Here is a 17,637-nt window from a genome sequence, read left to right as displayed (position 1 = left end):
GCTGCTCTGTGCACATAAGTGAAGGGATTTCGGCCGATCCAAGGCCCTTGTGTAGGGGGACCCGCGCAAGTGAATCAGATCCTTCACGGCCAGGCGAACGGACCGCCGTTACAAGCAGTCTTACCCAGGCCAACTTCTGCAACATAATTCTCATCAGCGAGGCCGATGAAAGCAGCCAAGAATGGCCTTCCGCCTGCAGCCAATGCTCAAGTCTGTGGCCCACTGACCGATACGCACCCATGATCTCTGGAGGGCTCCGCCACTTATCGCGACATCTCTTGGCTGCGGCTTTGTTCGCGCTGGTCTTGTGCGGGCCTCTGGCCGCAGCACCAGACTCGGTCGATCAAGAGATCGAACATCTGCTGAGCCTGCCTACCGTACACGACAAAGCCATCGTGCAGGGCCTTGAGACCTTGCTCACGCATGCTTCCAAGGAGGCGCAGCCCAAGCTCCTCATGAGCCTGGGACTGATGTTGGCAGACGCAGAGGACAAAGCCCCCACGTTGGCCGTCGTCGCGCGTCTAGAGCGTTTGGAAGGTGCCGATGCCAAAGTAGCCCAAGCTGTTTTGCGAGCGGCGCTGGAGCCGCACGCAGAGGCCACTAAACGCTGGCTGTTGGACGCCCAACGCGACTTGACGCCCGCAGTGGGTGACTTGATCCGCTTCCGGTACCTCTCCATTCTCAGCTTTGCCCAAGAAGAGACAGGCCATTTAGACGAAGCTGTTCGCCTGCGCCTGCTCGCCATTGAAGCGGCAGACCGTTTGGGCAACGTGCGCCGAGGCGCCTTGGCACGTTCATCCTTGGCCTGGACCTACATGACCATGCAGCAGTTCGTCGCGGCCAAGGAGGTCAATGCGCGAGCACTGCAGCAGGCTCGCAGCCTGAACAATGACGAGGTGCTGGCGCAGATCCTCAATGCGGAGGCCTTCATCGATGCGGAGTCCGGTCTCCCGGCAGAAGGCCTACGCGCCATGAACGAGGCAATTGCCTTGGTGGAAAACTCTGGCGACAAGTCCTCTATGGCGCTCTTTTTGGGCAATGCTGCGGACTTCAGTCTCAAGAGCGCGGACTACAACACCGCCCTCCAGCAGTCCGAGCGTGCCTTGCGCATGGGCCGAGAATTGAATGACAAAGGCGTGATGGCCTTGGCGCTTTCCAACCGCGCCATGGCCAGAATCATGCTGAGGCAGTTTGACTTGGGCAAAGCGGACCTCAAAGAAGCCATCAAACTGGACGAGGAGTCCGGGCAGATCAGCCAGAAAGCCGCGAGATTAAAGGAGGCTGCCGGCTACCTAGAGCGCGCCGGAGACCTGAACAGCGCCCTCCAGCTTTACCTCGAGTATCGCCCCCTGGCCGACCGGCTCTTCAAGGACAAGCAGCAGCAAGTTGTTTTGGAGTTGCAGGCTGGGTTTGAACGCAGCGAACGGCAACGTGAATTGCGTTTGCTGCAGGAAGAGGCCGCACTGCAAACAGCAGGCCTGGAAGGCAAGCAACTTCAAGAGCGCACCTGGTTGGCCATCGCCAGTGCCGCCGCACTCAGCATGGGACTTCTGGTCTGGCTATGGCGCCAAACCCGCCGCGCCAACCAGCAATTGGCTCAGGTGAATGCCCAGTTGTTGGTCCAGAGTGAGCGTGACCCCCTCACGGGTCTGGCCAACCGGCGTCGCATGGCCCAGGTCATGGCGGAACGCCATAGCGATGGCCGCTGGCACGGCTGCCTGATGCTGGTGGACCTGGATCACTTCAAAAGGATCAACGACCAACACGGACACGCAGCGGGCGACACTGTGTTGGTCGAGGTCGGACGCCGCCTTGCGGCCACAGTTCGTGCCGACGATTTGGTGGTGCGATGGGGCGGTGAAGAGTTTCTGATTGCGGCCCACACAGCCACCGCCGAGGACGCGGAACGCTTGGCTCAGCGGGTGCTGGACTGCCTGTGCCAAGCCCCGGTCACCCACGACAGTCAATCTATCGCCGTCACAGCCTCCATCGGCTATGCCTGCTTTCCTATGGGGCCGAGTCTGCTGACCTTGCCGTGGGAGCGCGCCGTGGACCTGATCGACACCGCGCTCTACTTGGCCAAGGCCCATGGCCGCAACCGCGCCTATGGCGTGCACACCAGAGAGATCACCCGAGAGGACGATCTGCTGGCTGTTGCCTCCTCTCTAGAAGAAGCTTGGCGGAACGGTCACATTGACCTGCAATTGCTGCAAGGCTGCACCGAGACGCCTAGCCCAGGAGCCCCCGCATGAAGCAGTTAGCCTTGCTGCTGCTGAGTCTTGCGCTGAGCACTCCACTGGCTGCGGCCAGCCTGGCCGACACGCTCGACAGACTGGAGCGCCAGGGGCGAGAAGCGCCCGACCGGGCATTGCGTGCCTTAGATCTGCTGCCGCTGACCGCACCCAAGGATGTGTTTCAGCGTCGCATCACCCAAGGTCTGATCTATGCCGCGAACGGCCGGGCTCAAGAGGCCCGATCCATCGCAGAAGCACTGCAGCAAGCTGACCCTGCCCTGCATGGTGACGCCGGACTGGTGGCTGCCGACATGGTGCTGGCCCAATTGGCACAGGTCGAGGCCAAACCGGATCGCGCCGCCAGCCACACCCAAGCAGGCTTGCAGAGGCTTGAGCTCAGTTGTGAGCCCCCCACCAGCGCTTGTGACTGGCGGCGGCAGTGGCAGTTGCAAATGCTGGCCAGCGGCGCAGCGCGTGCCAGGGGCCTGGAGGACGAAGCCAGACGCATGGCGCAAGCCGCCCTGCACACCGCCAAGAGTGGCAAAGACGCCTACCGCCAAACTGTCTCCCTGGTGGGCTTGGCCGCACAGGCCATCCATGCCGAGCAGCTGGACCAGGCCGACCGCCTGCTGCGGCAGGCCCGTGGTTTGGCAGACCAGACCAATGAGCCAAGCTTGAAGGTCCGCGTCTTGATGTTCACTTCGCAACTGCAAGGTGCACGCAACGACAGCGTCGGGATGCAAGGCCACCTGCGCGAGGCCCTGGCGTTGGCGCAATCTGCACACCTCACCCGCCATGCCGTCACCATCCTCATCAACTTGTCAGACTTGGAGCTCAAGGCACACAGGCCAGCCCAGGCCATTCAAGCCCTGGAACAAGCGCAATCGAGCATGTCCGCACTGAAGGACAAGCGCATAGAGGCGACCCTGAAACACAACTTGGGCATGGCCCGTCTCGCCCTGGGGCAGGTCGCAGCAGGCAAACGCGACATCGAAGCCGGGCTCACCCTTTGGGAAGGCTCAGGCGCGCGCGAAGAGCTGGCCAGCTCTTTGCAAGAGTACAGCGAAGCCCTGGCAAAAGCCGGAGACACGGCAGGCGCCTTGTCGGCCTACCACCGTGAACGCAAGCTCAAGAACGAAGCCTTGGCAGCCGACCGAGAAGCCTCGCTCAGCGCCTTGCACAGCCGTTTCAACAAAGACGCCCAGAAGCGAGAGATCGAACTTCAAGTGCGCGAGAACGCAGTGCAGAAAGCCCTGCTGGACAACCATCAGGCGCGCCAACGCCTTTGGGCCTGGCTGGCGGTGGTGGCACTGCTCATCATGGTCATCCTGATTTTGTTGTTGCGGCGCATGCGTCAAACCCAGCGCCTGCTGCGCCGCCGTCAAGACGACTTGCGTGTGCAGAGCGAGCAGGACAGCCTGACCGGCTTGGCCAACCGCCGCAGTCTGCACCGCAGCATTCAAGCCGCCCAGGGCGACGCCGGAGAGTACCGGGGTGGCCTGTTGCTGATTGATCTGGACCATTTCAAACGCATCAACGACGAGCACGGACACGGCGCGGGCGATGTGGTGCTGCAAGAGGTGGCGCGGCGCCTCAAAGCCTTGATCGGCCCCGCCGATGTGGTGGGACGCTGGGGCGGCGAAGAATTTGCCATTCACCTGGCCCAGGCCACGCCCAAGCGCACCGCAGAGGTCGCTGATGCTGTGCTGCAGGCCATTGGTGGACGCCCCGTGCTGCTGCCGTCCGTGGCATTGCGCGTCACCGCCTCAGTGGGTTTCGGCACCTACCCATTGCCCCAAGCAGCGCTGCATGTGGCCTGGGAGCAAGCCCTGAACTTGGCCGACATGGCGCTTTACTTGGCCAAGAGCCAAGGCCGCAACCAAGCCCTAGGCCTGGCCGCCGTGCAAGCGGAGACGCCCGAAGCCTTGGCCGAGATCGAGGCAGATTTTGAGAGCGCCACTCGGCTGGGCAAGGCGCAGCTGCAGTCGCTGGCGGGGCCGGCGCTGCACAATGGCGGGCATGCCCCGGCCTAAACCCAGCCTTCTTCGCCTCACGGCCTCAGCGCTGTTCAGCTTAGCTTTGCCGCTGGTTCAAGCCATGGCTCAAACGCCTGCCACCACCGAGCTGAACCTGGCCAATCAGGCCGAGCTAGAGCAGGTCCCCGGCTTGGGGCCCCAATTGGCAGAGCGGCTCTTGCACGCCCGCCGAGCAGGCTTGTTCATCAGTTGGGCCGACGCCCAACAGCGGGTCAAAGGCCTGGGTCCGGCGAGTGCCAAACGGCTGTCTGAACGAGGCCTGCGCATCAACGGCCAAGCCTGGGCGGCCGCTACACCGTTGCCGAAGCCGTGACGGCCACCCCAGACTGAGGCCGCTTCTGCCCTGAAGCCGCCAGCGGCTCGCTCCAGCCAAAGAAGCTCAGTACCTCCTGTCGTCGCGCCAGGGTATCGGCCTCGCCCAGCGCCATCAGCTCACAGGTGTAGTCCGACTCAAACAGCAGATAGCTGGCCAAAGCCGCCCCGCGTGCGGTCTGCCCCTGCCCATTCACGCCCACACCCCGCAGCAGCGCCCGGATGGGCGTAGGCAAGGCGTTGAGATGGCGGGCTGCGATGTCGTCCAAGCGCTGAGTCGGCGCAATCACCAGCACATCAATGGGCCGCAGGTGCGTGTGGGCACGTGCCTCGGGTGGCAAGAGGCGCAGCGTCGCGTTAATGCGCTGCAGGCGCTCCACATCCACCGCCAAGGCATCCAGAAAGATGTTGGAGAGCGCATGCCCGGCGATCTGCGCCATGTTCGGGTAATCGGTGCTGCCCACGCGCCGCCCCGGCGGCTCATGCATGCGGCCTGCCCCCACCACCAAAACACGCTCGGCCCCCAGATGGACGGCGGGCGAGATGGGCGCGGCTTGGCGCATGGAGCCGTCGCCAAACCACTCTTGCTCACCCAAGAGCGGCAAGCGGGTGGCTGGGAACACAAAAGGAATAGCCGCAGACGCCAGCAAGTGCTCGACACTGATGCGGCTATGCACCGCCATGCGCTGCGAGCGCACCCAATGGTCGGCTGGCTGGGCAGCATCGTAAAAGGTCACATGCTGACCACTGCTGTAGCTCGACGCACTCACCGCCAAGGCCTTCAAGTGCCCCTGGGCAATCAGTTGCGGCACACGCTCTACAGCCACCAGCTGACTCAACAGGCTGGCCAGCGGGCTGTTGTCCAACAGCGATCGGGGCTTGAGCTTGCGCCAACGGGCAATCACCCAGCCAATCGACATCATGGTCAGCCAGTTGGCGCCGCTGCGAATCACGCCAATCGAATCCGCACGGTAAACCTGATCGGCATGAAACTGCGCCCACACCTCGACCAGCTTACTCACCGCCAGGTCAAATTCATCGGCACAGCCGGCCAGCGCCGCCGCATTGATGGCCCCGGCCGAGGTGCCGGCAATCACCGGAAACGGGTTGCCCGCAGGGGCGACACAGCTTTGGCGAATGTCTCGAAGCGCCTTCAACACCCCCACTTGGTAGGCCGCACGCGCACCGCCCCCCGTGAGGATCAGGCCGGTTTGCGGAACGTGGGTCATGGTCGGACAAGTCTAAGGGTCGATGCAGTCGGCCAGGGGTTCAAAAAGCCCAGGCAACACCCAGCATCTCGCTGTCCTGACGTTAAAGTCAATCCTCTATGGTCGCCCCTGCCTCCCATTCCTTACACCCTCCTGGTCTGCTGGTGCTGCACGGCAACCGCCTAGAGTGGCTGGCCGACGCAGTGGCCCATTGGCTGGCCGCCCACCCGCTGCCGCCCTTGGAGCCCGAGGTCATGCTCGTGCCCTCCAACGGCATGGCCGAGTGGCTGAAGATGAACCTGGCCCAGCGCTGGGGCGTGTGCGCGGCTTCCCAGGTGGAGTTGCCCGCCCGCTTCATCTGGCGGCTCTACCGCCAAGTGCTGGGTGCCCACACCGTGCCCTTTGAGTCGGCGCTCGACAAAGCCCCGCTGACCTGGCGCCTGATGCAAGGCTTGGCCTCCTGGGCCCAAGAAGACGCCTTTGCGCCGCTGCGTGCCTACCTGGGCCAAGGTGAGCAAGCCGCCACCCGGCGCTGGCAACTGGCCCAAACCTTGGCTGACTTGTTCGACCAGTACCAGATGTACCGCGCCGACTGGCTGGCTGATTGGAAGGCCAAGGACGATGTGCTGCAAAAGCCCCAAGGCAGCAGCAACCCGCTGCCTGCAGACCAACTTTGGCAGGCCGAGCTGTGGCGCCGGGTGCTGGGCACCGTCACTGAAGCGGCCGACCAGCAAGGCTTGCGCCCCGAGGTCCACCGCCGCGCCATCGCTGCCCTACGCGGCAGCGAGCCCACGGCCCAGCCGCTGCCCGGCCGCGTGCTGCTTTTTGGCACCACGCACTTGCCTGCCAGCACGCTGGACCTCTTGGCCGCGCTGGCCACCCGCATCCCGGTGATGCTGGCCCTGCCCAACCCCTGCAGCGTCTATTGGGGCGACATCATCGACGGCCGCGAGCTGCTGCGCGCCACCGCCAAACGCCACCAGCGCGGCGGGGCCGACCTCAGCACCGTGCCGCTGGAGCAGATGCATGCCCACGCCCACCCGCTGCTGGCCGCCTGGGGCCGCCAGGCGCGCGACTTGGTGCGGCAACTGGATGCCTTTGATGAGTCGCAGCGCCTGCAAGCTGCCCTCGATGTGCCACGCATCGACCTCTTCGACGACAGCCCCGCCGACAGCCTGCCTCTGCTGGGCCAGGTACAGGCCCACATCCGCGACCTGCGCCCGCTGCACGAGCACCCGCGCCTAGCTTTGGCCGACGACGACCAGAGCATCGTCTTTCGCCGCTGCCACAGCTTGGTACGCGAACTGGAAGTGTTGCAAGACCATCTGCTGACTCTCATGGCGGCGGGCGGCAAGGGCAACAGTGCCGCACTGCATCCACGCGACATGGTGGTCATGGTGCCGGACATTGCGGCGGCTGCCCCGGCCATCCGCGCCGTTTTTGGCGCCATCCCACGCCACGACCCCCGCTTCATTCCCTTTGACATTGCCGACCTCTCTAGCCGCGACACCAGCCCGCTGCTAGCCGCACTCGACTGGCTGCTGCGCCTGCCTCAGCAGCGCTGCACCCTGTCTGAGCTGCGCGACCTGCTGGACGTGCCCGCCCTGCGCCAGCGCTTTGGCCTGCCCGAAGACGGCCTTTTCCGCCTGAACGCCTGGATGGAAGGCGCCGCCTGGCGCTGGGGCCTGGACGCCACCCACCGCGACAGCCTGGGTTTGGGTGCCAGCGGCGAGACGACCTCGGGCCTCTGGGCCCTGCGCCGCATGCTGCTGGGCTTCATGAATGGCCCGCGCGGGGATGGTGAATATGCGGGCATCGCTCCGTACACCGAGGTCGGCGGTCTGGACGCCGAGCTGGCAGGCTGCCTGGCCCTGCTGCTGGAGCGCCTGCTGCACTGGGCGCAGGCCCTCGCCACGCCCACCACGCCCACGCAATGGGCCGAGCGCTTCCGCGCCCTGCTGGCCGACCTGCTGCTGGCCAAAGCCGACGACGAACGCCAGACCCTGGCCGCGCTGGACAAAGCCCTGGGCACCTGGCTGGCCCACTGCGCCGAGGCCCAGTTCAGCGCAGAGCTGCCTATGGACGTGGCCCGCGAGGCTTGGCTCAACGCCGTCGATGAGCCTTCGGTCAACAAGCGCTTCAAAGCCGGGGGGCTGACCTTCTGCACCCTGATGCCCATGCGCGCCATCCCCTTTGAGGTGGTGGCCCTGCTGGGCATGAACGAGGGCGACTACCCACGCCGCGCCGTGCGCAACGACTTCGACCTGCTGGCCCTGCCCAGCATGGCGCGGCCGGGTGACCGCTCGCGCCGCGATGACGACCGCCAATTGATGCTCGACGCCCTGCTGGCCGCGCGCCGCGTGCTCTATGTCAGCTGGGCCGGCTTCAGCCCGCGCAACAACGGCGAGCAGCCGCCCTCGGTGCTGGTGGCCCAGTTGCGCGACTACCTGGTCAGCGGCTGGGGCGAGGCCGCCGTGCAAGCCCGCACCGTGGACCACCCGCTGCAGCCCTTCAGCCGCCGCTACTTTGAACAGGGCAGCGCCCTGCACACCTGGGCGGCCGAGTGGCGCGGCGCCCATGACAGCCCCACCGTTGTCCCGCAAACTCACACCACAGCGCCGACTGAAGGCCCGCAGCCCGTCACGCTCAAAGACTTGGCACGCTGGCTCAAGAACCCGGTGGCCGAATACCTGCGGAGCCAGTTGCACGTCGAGCTGCGCGACCCCAAAGATGGCGCGGGCGACGACGAAGTTTTTGCCTTGGATGGCCTCTCGCACTGGCAGCTGGGCGACGCCGCCTTGCAGGGCTTGCAGGCCCCGCTGCTGGCCCTGTGCCAGGACGGCGACACCCGTGCCGCACAAGCGCAAGTCCCAGCCTTGATGGACGCGATGGTGCAGCACTGGGCCAGTGCGGGCCAACTGCCGCTGGGCGCGCCCGGCGAACAAGGCCTGGCCCGCTTGCGCGCCACGTGGCAGCACAGCTTGCAAGCGTGGCTGCAGGCGCTGCAAGCCTGGCCCCAGGCTTTGGGCCCGGCGGCGCTGCATTGGGCGCATGAGCAAGCACCGTTGGACGACTGGTTGCCAGGGCTGCGTGGACAGCCCAAGAGCCCTGGGGCCTTTCAGTGGGTAGAGGTCTCGGCCAGCAAGGTGGCAATCCCCGCCTCCAGCCAAAAGCAGGTCGACCGCGTCCGCCCCGACAAACTGCTGGCCGCTTGGGTCGGCTTGACGGCACTGGCGGCGCAGGGGCAACTCGCCGGTCTGACCTTGATCGGCGCCGACGCTACCGTGCGCCTGGAAGCCCCGGACGCCGACAGCGCCGGCGAGGTCCTGACCCATCTCTTGAGCACCTGGGCCCAAGGCCAAACTCGGCCTTTACCCTTGACGCTGCGTGCCGGCCTGGCCTATGCCCTGGAGCAAGACGTTGCCAAGGCCTTTGAGGGGGACGAACGCCAAGTCGGCGACGTGGATCACCCAGCCGTGGCTCGGCTCTTTGCAGATGCGGATAGCCTCCTGGCCAGCGGCGAGTTTGAGGATCTGGCCGAGGCGGTCTACGACCCGCTCGCCGCCTGGGCCGCCACCGCGCAGATCGAATGGCATGGCGAGGCTGGCGACGACAGCGACGATGAAGGCCGCGACGAATGAGCACCGACGACACCGTGCAAGCCCTGTCGCCCTTGAGCTTTCCACTCTGGGGCAGCCGCCTGATTGAGGCGAGTGCGGGCACCGGCAAAACCTGGACTATGGCGGCGCTGTATGTGCGCTTGGTGCTGGGGCATGGCGGCGAGGCCGCCCACCCCCGCGCGCTGCGGCCCGACCAGATCTTGGTGATGACCTTCACCCGCGCTGCAACGCGCGAGTTGAGTGACCGTGTTCGGGCCCGCCTGGTGCAAGCCGCGCAGGCCTTCCGGGGCAGCCTAGCGGCCAAAGACGAGGACGAGTTTCTGACGGCCTTGAAGGCCGATTGGCCGGAAGGCCAGTGGCCACAAGCCGCCTGGCGGCTAGAGCAAGCCGCCACCAGCATGGACGACGCGGCCATCCACACCATCGACGCCTGGTGCCAGCGCATGCTGCGCGAGCATGCGCTGGACAGCGGCAGCCTGTTTGACGAAACCCTGCAGCCCGAAGAGCAAGCCCTGCGCCAACAAGCCCTGCAAGACGTTTGGCGCCAGCAGGCCTACCCGCTCACGGCTCCGCAGATGACGGCCTTGGCCAGCATCTGGCCGGACTTGGCCCGCATGGCCGCGGATCTCAAAGACCTGCTCCCCCACACCCTGCCCGACTCGCCCCATGCAAACCTGGCTCAGGCGCTGGACGAAGTGGGCGGCGAGCGCCTGCGCCGGGTGCAGGCCGCACGCCAGGGCTGGCCTGAGCGGGTGGCGGCGATGCGAGCTTGGTTTGAGGTCCAACTCCCAACAAAGCACTGGAGTGGGAACAAGCTCAAGCCCGACACCGTCGCCAAGCGCTTGGCTGTGCTGGACACATGGGCACGCAACGACACGGCTGAAGCCCCGGATTTCAAAGCCATGTCCACCGACAAGGGCGTGTGCTATTTCATGCCCGACGCGCTGGAGACCTGTCGCAACAAAAACGCCCCGGACACGCCCATTCCGCCAGTATTCGACGCCTTCGCCCAACTCCGAGCCGACTTGGCCGATCTGCCCGAGCTCGCCCCCGCGCTGCGCTGCGTGGCCACCCACGCCGTGCAGCGCCGCATGCGTGCCCTGCAACAGGCCCGGCGCGAGCTGAGCTTTGGCGAGGTCCAAGAGCGCCTGGCTAAGGCGCTGCTCGGCCCGCAAGGTGCGCGGCTGCGTGAGCGCATCGTTGAGCAAACGCCCGTCGCCTTGATTGATGAGTTTCAAGACACCTCGGCGCTGCAGTACCAGATCTTTGATGCACTGTTCCACCCGCCAGCCAACGACCCGGCCACCGCGCTGCTGCTGATTGGCGACCCCAAGCAGTCCATCTACCGCTTCCGGGGCGCTGACATTGCCAGCTACCTGCAAGCCCGCCGCGCCACGGCGGGGCGGCACTACCGCCTGGGCACCAACTTCCGCTCCAGCATCGCCGTGGTGCAGGCGGTGAACGCGCTTTTTGAGCAAGCCGAGAGCCGCGAGGCCAACCGAGGTGCCTTTGCCTACCGCGAGGCCGATGGCCGCAACCCCCTGCCCTTCGCGCCCGTGCTGGCCCAAGGCCGCCCCGAGCGCTGGGTGGTGGGTGGGCTGGACCAAGCGGCGCTGACCGTCTGCTGGGAGGGCGAGCTGCTGAACGGTGACGCCTACCGCGAGCGCATGGCCGCACTGGCCGCCGAGCGCATCTGCACCTGGCTGATGGATGACAGCGCAGGCTTTGACAGCGAGAAGGGCTTTGCGCGCCTGCGCCCCGCCGATGTCGCCGTGCTGGTGCCCGGCCGCCGCGAAGCCCAGGCCATGCGCCGAGCACTCCAGGCGCGGGCTCTGCCCTCGGTCTATCTGAGTGACCGTGAATCGGTGTTCGACTCGCAAGAGGCCTTGGACCTGCTGCGCTGGCTGCAGGCCGTGGCCCAGCCAGGCGACATCGGCCTGGTGCGTGCCGCCTGGGCCAGCAGCACCTGGGCATTGAGCTTAGACGAGCTGCAGCGCATGGCCCAAGACGACGAGCTGCTCGACGAGCGCTGCGAGCTGATGCGCAGCCTGCAAAACGTCTGGCGCAGCCAGGGCGTGCTGCCGATGTGGCGGCAAACACTGCATCGGCTGGGGCTGCCGCAGCGGTGGTTGATGCAAATGGGGGGCGAGAGACGCCTCTCCAACGTGCTGCACCTGGCCGAGCTGATGCAGCAAGCCGCTCAAGACGCGCTGGCCGTGCCCGGCGAGGCGGGGCTGATCCGCTGGCTGACCCAGCATGTGCTGGACGCCCGAGCCCAGCGCGGCCAGGCTGAAGACCAGATCGTGCGCCTGGAGAGCGACGCTGACTTGGTCAAGATCGTCACCATCCACCAAAGCAAGGGCCTGGAGTACCCCTTGGTGCTGATGCCCTTTGCCGGCCACTTCCGCCCGCTGAAGAAATCGGCGATCAAAGCGGTGCAGCGCGCGCTGCCGGACAGCGCTGAAAAGAGATGGGACCTGAACCCCAGCGACGAGGCCAAGGCCGAAGAAGACCATGAACGCCTGCGCGAAGAACTGCGTCTGCTCTATGTGGGCCTGACCCGCGCCCGCCATGCACTGTGGCTGGGCTTTGCGCCGCTGCGGCGGGGCCAAGGCCAGAAGCCCCAATCCCACCTCAGCGCCTTGGGCCGCTTGTTGGTGGGGCCAGAGGAGGTTGAGGTGCCCACACTGGAAGCCGCCGTGGACGACTGGCCCGGCCGCCGCACGCTGGGGCCTGCGCTGCGCATCGAGCCCGCCCAAGACCCGGCCCCGCTGACCCGCTGGGTGGCCGCCGAGGCCCCGCCCGCTTTGGCGCCTGCCCGCCCCTACGCCGGGGGTTTTGACACCCGCTGGGGCGTGGCGAGTTTTTCATCTCTAGTGCGGGCCATGAGCACGCACGGCTCGGCGCTAACGCCCCTGCCCCGCCAAGCCGCAGAGGATGAAACCCTGGCTGAGTCGCTCGAGGCGCCGCTATCGACCGCAGCAACACCTAGCCTCGTCGCACCATGGCACCGCTTTGAGCGTGGCGCTTTGGCGGGCAACTTTTTACATGAGCAACTGGAGTGGCTGGCCACCCAGCACTTTGCATGGGGGCCGGGCACCGAGGCCGCGCTGCGCCAGCGCTTTGAGCGCGCGGGCCGCAGCGCCCAAGCCGACGATGGCGTGGCCTGGTTGCAAGCCCTGCTGGCGGCCCCGTTGTGCGACGCGCAAACCCAGGGCCCGGGCGTGGCCGCGCCCGAGCTGCAACGCGTGATGGCCGAAATGGAGTTTTGGCTGCCAGCGGCCCAACTAGATGCACCAGAGGTGCACCGGCTCTGCCAAGCCCAGCTCTGGCCCGAGCTGCCCCGCCCTGCGCTGCCCCAGCGCCAACTGCACGGCTTGGTGATGGGCTTTGCTGACTTGGTGGTGGAGCATGAGGGCCGCTTTTGGGTGCTGGATTACAAGAGCAACCACCTGGGCTCGCAGGACGCGGCCTACACGCCCGAGCGCATGGCCCAGGCCTTTGTCGAAGCCCGATACGACGTGCAGGCCGTACTCTATCTACTGGCCCTGCACCGCCTGCTGCGCAGCCGCTTAGGCGCCGCCTATCAGCCTGAACACCACTTGGGCGGCGCGCTCTACTGGTTCATCCGCGGCGTGGCCGCCCCCAGCCATGGTGTGCTGACAGTGCCCACGCCCTGGCCGCTACTGCAGGCACTGGACGCGATGCTGGAGGGTCAGCCATGCTGAGCACCCAACTGACCCGCTCGCTGTTTGACGAGCCCGAAACCGTGGAACCTGCAGCCACCGCCCTCACCGCGCCTGAGTTGCTGGCCACCCTGCGCCACTGGACCGAGCAGGGCTGGCTGCGGCGCCTGGATGCTGCGCTGGCCGCGCTGGTGCACGATCTGCATCCCGCCAGCCCCCCAGCGCTGCTGCTGGGCGTGGCCCTGCTCTCGCACCTGGAAGGCCAAGGCCACACCTGCATGCCGCTGCAAGCCCTGCACACCCAGCGCAGCATGTGGCTGCCCTGGCCGCCGGTGGGCCAAGCAGCACTGGAGTCGCTGTGGCCACTGTTGCCTACCAGCGAGGATCAATGGCACGGTTTGTTGGCCGAGCAGCCCACGGTGCGTGAGCAGCAGCAACCGGACCAGGGTCAGCCGCTGGTGCTGGCCCAGCACCCTTTGCGCCTCTACCTCCGCCGCCACCACGCGGACGAGCAGGTGGTGGCCCAGCACCTGCGTTGGCGCAGCCAGCCGGCGGAGGATTCACCAGCGCCCAGCCTGCTGCGCCTGGTGCTAGCCCAACTCTTTGGTCCGGCCAATGAGCAACATGTGGACTGGCAGCGCCAGGCTTGCGCGTTGGCCTTGCGCGCCCGCTTGGGCGTGATCACCGGCGGCCCCGGCACTGGCAAAACCTACACCGCCGCCCGCTTGCTGGCCACGGTGCTGGCCACCACGCCCGAGCCCAGCAGCTTGCGCATCGCCCTGGCCGCCCCCACCGGCAAGGCCGCCGCGCGGCTCAAACTCAGCATTGCAGACGCGCTGCTGACCCTGCCGGAGGTCACCTCCCCGCGCACCGGCGAGACGCTGGACATGCCCGCCCTGGTCAGCCGCCTAGAGACCGCCCGCACCCTGCACGCTTGGTTGGGCGCCCGCCCCGACACCCGGCAGTTCGCCCGCCATGCCGGCAACCCGCTGGCGGTGGACGTGATGATCGTGGACGAGGCCAGCATGATCCACCTGGAGATGATGGCCGCCCTGCTGGACGCCCTGCCGCCCCACGCCCGCCTGGTGCTGCTGGGCGACAAAGACCAGCTCGCCTCCGTCGAAGCCGGGGCCGTGCTGGGCGACCTCTGCCAAGGCGCTGAGCGAGGCGGCTACAGCCCAGCCACCGCCGCTTGGCTGCAGCAAGCCACCGGCCAGGCCTTGCCCACCGAGACGCTGGCCAGCAGCAGCCCCAAGCCCTTGGCCCAGTTGACCGTGATGCTGCGCGAAAGCCGCCGCTTCAGCGGCCCCATTGGCCAATTGGCCCTGGCCGCTAACCGGGGCGATGCTGCAGGGGCCACCCACGCCTTGATGCACGCCGGGCCTGAGCTGGCCGCAGACTTTTCAGCCCAAAGAGAACGCCTGATCCACCTGGCGCTGCATGGCCGGACCGAAGCCCCTGAACCTGGCGGTTATGCGCGCTGCCTGGCCGCACTGGCCGAGCGGCCTGCAGGCAGCGAAGAGGCTCACCTTACATGGGTGCGTGGCCTGCTGCAAAGCTTTGAGCGCTTCCGCCTGCTCTGCGCCACCCGTGAAGGCCCCTGGGGTGTCAGCGGTCTCAACGACGCCATTCAACAAGCCATGGCGCAGACCGGCCTTGTGCGCCCAGACGGCCTGTGGTGGCCCGGCCGCCCGGTCATGGTCACCCGCAACGAGCCCGCCCTGGGCGTGTTCAACGGCGACATTGGCCTGACCCTGTCCGCCTGGAGCGCACCGGGACAGCCCGCTTCGCTCAAAGTGTGGTTCGCCCAAGGCGACACCCTGCGCGCCATCAGCCCCATGCGCCTGCCCCACACCGACACCGCCTTTGCCATGACGGTGCACAAATCCCAAGGCTCCGAGTTCGGCCACACCGTCCTGGTCTTGCCTGACCAGGGCGGCCAGTTGCTCAGCCGCGAATTGGTCTACACCGGCATCACCCGGGCGCGCCAAGCCTTCACCTTGGTGTGCCCACAACGGCAGATTTGGGGGCAGGCGCTGGAGAACCGCACACAGCGCGCCAGCGGCTTAGGGTGGGTGGTGAATGCGCTCTAGCGCAAGCGCCCTTTGAATGATTTTTAGATCAACAATCTCTTGGCAGATTCAAACATCAACAATCTGTCATCTGCAAGTGTCATGTCACTTGAGTTTTGCATTCCAGAGAAAGATGAACAATCCGCCATCGCCACCATCCTCTCGGGTATGGATGCCGACCTCACCGCGCTCGAAGCACGCCTCGCCAAATCCCGCGCCGTCAAGCACGGGATGATGCAAGAGCTGTTGACGGGCCGCACGCGGCTTGTCTAGTGGACCTGAGTCCATTGACGGCGGGAATAGCACAATCAATCAGGGGAAGGTTCATGCAATCCACCGGCGAAGACATCCGCCAATGGCTGCTTCAACAGCCAGATTGGCTTCAAGAAGCTGCAGACCGGCTGCTGAGCAAGGGGCCACTTAGCCAATCCGATGTGCAGGACCTCGTGGCCTTGCTGAAAACGCCGCACGAGCAAAAGGTCACCAACCACCGATTCTTTGCTGGCTTGCCGCAACCGGCTCACGCCAATGTTGACTTGCGCTTGCACAGCATCAGCGAGATTGCAGACATCGAAGGCCTGGCTCCACGTCGCCCATTGACATTTGGAAAGTCGAACCTGACGGTAGTCTATGGCCATAACGGATCGGGTAAATCCAGCTACGCGCGGCTGCTGAAAAAAGTGACCGGCAAGCCCAGGGCTCAAGAGTTGAAAGCCAATGTCTTTCAGCCCAAAGCACCTAAGAGCAAGTGCAAATTCACATATGCGCTTGCAGGCAGAGAGACCCAAACAGAATGGGTGGCGAATGCCGTGCCCATTGAAGCACTTCGGGCAGTTGACATCTTCGATGCGGAGGAAGCTGCCCACTACCTTAGAAACGAAAGTGCTGCCGCCTATACCCCTCCCATCGTCGCGATGTTCGAGGGCCTTGCTGGAGCATGCGATCTGGTAAAGGCCAAGCTACAAGCTGAGCAAGACCTGCTGATCAAGGCCTTGCCAGCTATGCCAATTCAATTTTCGACGACAGCCGCCCATGCGGAGTATTCGCGCCTCAAGCCCAATGTGAGTGAGGACATCTTGAATGACCTGCTCACATGGACAGACGACAACGAAAGAGTACTGAACCAGACCATCGAGCGATTGAAAACCGGTGACCATGGAGCACTTGCCAGGCAGAAGCGCGCGCAACAGACCCAGGTTCAGCAGATTGCGACCGGCCTGCAACAGGCATTCAATGCCTACGGTGCCGTCGCCACAGAAAGCCTACGCGCATTGCGTGCCACCGCTCAAAGCAAACGCAAGATCGCCATGGAGTCTGCAAAGGTTGAGTCAGCAGAGCTGGACCAGGTTGGCTCTGACACCTGGCGAGCTATGTGGATGGCTGCACGCGAGTACTCGCAAGACGTCTACTCGGCGCAACCGTTTCCAGCCACGCAGAGTGCCCGCTGCGTGCTGTGCCACCAAGAACTGTCACATGCCGCCCAAGAACGCCTGAAGGCATTTGAACGCTTTGTGCAGAGCAAACTGGCATCGGAGGCAACTGCCGCAGAAGCCGCGTACACGAACTCGAAGAATCAGTTGCCCATTGCTTGGACGTCAATCCAAACCGACACACATGTTCAGGCCGCAGGGCTTACCTCCGAAGAGGTCTGGCCGAAGTACTTGAAAGCATTCTGGGCAAGTGCTGTCCAGGCCAGAACAGCATTGATCGATGACGAGAAGGCGGCGCCAGCCATTCCAGTTGCAGATGTCTCCGATGCGGTCAAGACACTGACAGACTTTGCCGACCAGCTTGAGAAAGAAGCACTCCAACACGATGCAGATGCCAATTGCATTGACATGATCGCGCTGCAGAGGGCGAAGTTGGAACTGGATGCGAAGAAGTGGGTTAGCCAGCAAGCCGTTGCCGTGCGTGCCGAAGTCGAGCGCCTGAAGCAATACAAGACCTATGACGACTGGAAGTCATTGGCGAACTCACTGCGCATATCGAAAAAATCGAGCGAAGTGGCTGAGCAGGTCATCACACGAGCCTATGTAAAGCGCTTCAACGGTGAGTTGCAGGCCCTGGGTGCGACCCGCATCAAGGTAGAACTGGTCAAAACCAAAGCTGAAAAAGGCAAGGTGCTACACCGCTTGCAGCTCAAAGGCGCTGTCGGTAAGCAGGCCATCGACGCAGTGTTGAGTGAGGGTGAGCGAAGAATTGTTGCGCTCGCGGCATTCCTCGCTGACCTGTCTGAAAAGCCCAGCAACGCACCGTTCATCTTTGACGACCCCATTTCTTCGCTCGATCAAGCCTGGGAGGAACGGACGATAGAGCGACTGGTTCAGCTGAGCGAATCGCGTTGACCCTGTCCCAAGAATCCGAACCGTTCAGTAACAGAATGGACCGGCATGAAGATGGCCCCTGAGGGCCTAGGAGTTCATGCCATGAGGAAGAGCAAATTCACCGACGAACAGATGGCCTTCGCGC

9 protein-coding genes are annotated in these 17,637 nt (G+C 65.0%); 8 read left to right on the top strand and 1 reads right to left on the bottom strand.

Going from position 1 to position 17,637, the window contains the following annotated elements; all coding sequences use genetic code 11:
• The first annotated feature begins 278 nt into the window (after nucleotides 1-278).
• The 3 genes from ACIQ3Q_RS12245 to ACIQ3Q_RS12235 all read left to right on the top strand — a co-directional run bounded on the left by ACIQ3Q_RS12245 (nucleotide 279) and on the right by ACIQ3Q_RS12235 (nucleotide 4,583).
• Nucleotides 279-2,252, top strand: a complete 1,974-nt coding sequence (locus tag ACIQ3Q_RS12245) for a diguanylate cyclase (RefSeq protein WP_396269361.1) — start codon at nucleotides 279-281, stop codon at nucleotides 2,250-2,252.
• Nucleotides 2,249-4,267 carry a diguanylate cyclase gene (locus ACIQ3Q_RS12240; protein ID WP_396269359.1) on the top strand — a complete coding sequence of 673 codons (2,019 nt, stop codon included), beginning with the start codon at nucleotides 2,249-2,251 and terminating at the stop codon, nucleotides 4,265-4,267. The genes ACIQ3Q_RS12245 and ACIQ3Q_RS12240 overlap by 4 nt, the downstream gene beginning before the upstream one ends.
• A 64-nt stretch (nucleotides 4,268-4,331) precedes the next feature.
• Nucleotides 4,332-4,583, top strand: coding sequence for a ComEA family DNA-binding protein (locus ACIQ3Q_RS12235; RefSeq protein ID WP_396269358.1), 252 nt, complete (start codon nucleotides 4,332-4,334; stop codon nucleotides 4,581-4,583).
• Here ACIQ3Q_RS12235 and ACIQ3Q_RS12230 read toward each other — a convergent pair.
• The gene (locus tag ACIQ3Q_RS12230; protein ID WP_396269357.1) at nucleotides 4,561-5,811 is read right to left on the bottom strand and encodes a patatin-like phospholipase family protein; all 1,251 of its coding nucleotides are present in this window, start codon (nucleotides 5,809-5,811) and stop codon (nucleotides 4,561-4,563) included. The two genes, ACIQ3Q_RS12235 and ACIQ3Q_RS12230, sit on opposite strands and share 23 nt — an antisense overlap.
• Before the next feature lie 98 nt (nucleotides 5,812-5,909).
• Between ACIQ3Q_RS12230 and recC the strand changes: the two genes are divergently transcribed.
• From recC to ACIQ3Q_RS12205, 5 genes are all read left to right on the top strand, one after another.
• Complete coding sequence (gene recC, locus ACIQ3Q_RS12225) at nucleotides 5,910-9,431, top strand: exodeoxyribonuclease V subunit gamma (RefSeq protein WP_396269356.1); 3,522 nt, start codon at nucleotides 5,910-5,912, stop codon at nucleotides 9,429-9,431.
• Complete coding sequence (gene recB / locus ACIQ3Q_RS12220) at nucleotides 9,428-13,138, top strand: exodeoxyribonuclease V subunit beta (protein ID WP_396269354.1); 3,711 nt, start codon at nucleotides 9,428-9,430, stop codon at nucleotides 13,136-13,138. The genes recC and recB overlap by 4 nt, the downstream gene beginning before the upstream one ends.
• On the top strand, nucleotides 13,132-15,189 hold the full coding sequence (recD, locus tag ACIQ3Q_RS12215) for an exodeoxyribonuclease V subunit alpha (protein WP_396269353.1): 2,058 nt from the start codon (nucleotides 13,132-13,134) through the stop codon (nucleotides 15,187-15,189). The genes recB and recD overlap by 7 nt, the downstream gene beginning before the upstream one ends.
• Before the next feature lie 81 nt (nucleotides 15,190-15,270).
• Nucleotides 15,271-15,441, top strand: a complete 171-nt coding sequence (locus ACIQ3Q_RS12210; RefSeq protein WP_396269352.1) for a hypothetical protein — start codon at nucleotides 15,271-15,273, stop codon at nucleotides 15,439-15,441.
• Nucleotides 15,442-15,494: 53 nt separating this feature from the next.
• A complete protein-coding gene (locus tag ACIQ3Q_RS12205) occupies nucleotides 15,495-17,513 on the top strand; it encodes an AAA family ATPase (RefSeq protein WP_396269351.1) in 2,019 nt (672 codons plus the stop codon).
• The last annotated feature ends 124 nt before the right edge of the window (nucleotides 17,514-17,637 follow it).

This window comes from Ideonella sp., assembly GCF_044358605.1.
GTDB lineage: Bacteria > Pseudomonadota > Gammaproteobacteria > Burkholderiales > Burkholderiaceae_C > Ideonella.
This window is presented reverse-complemented; position numbering and strand designations above follow the sequence as displayed.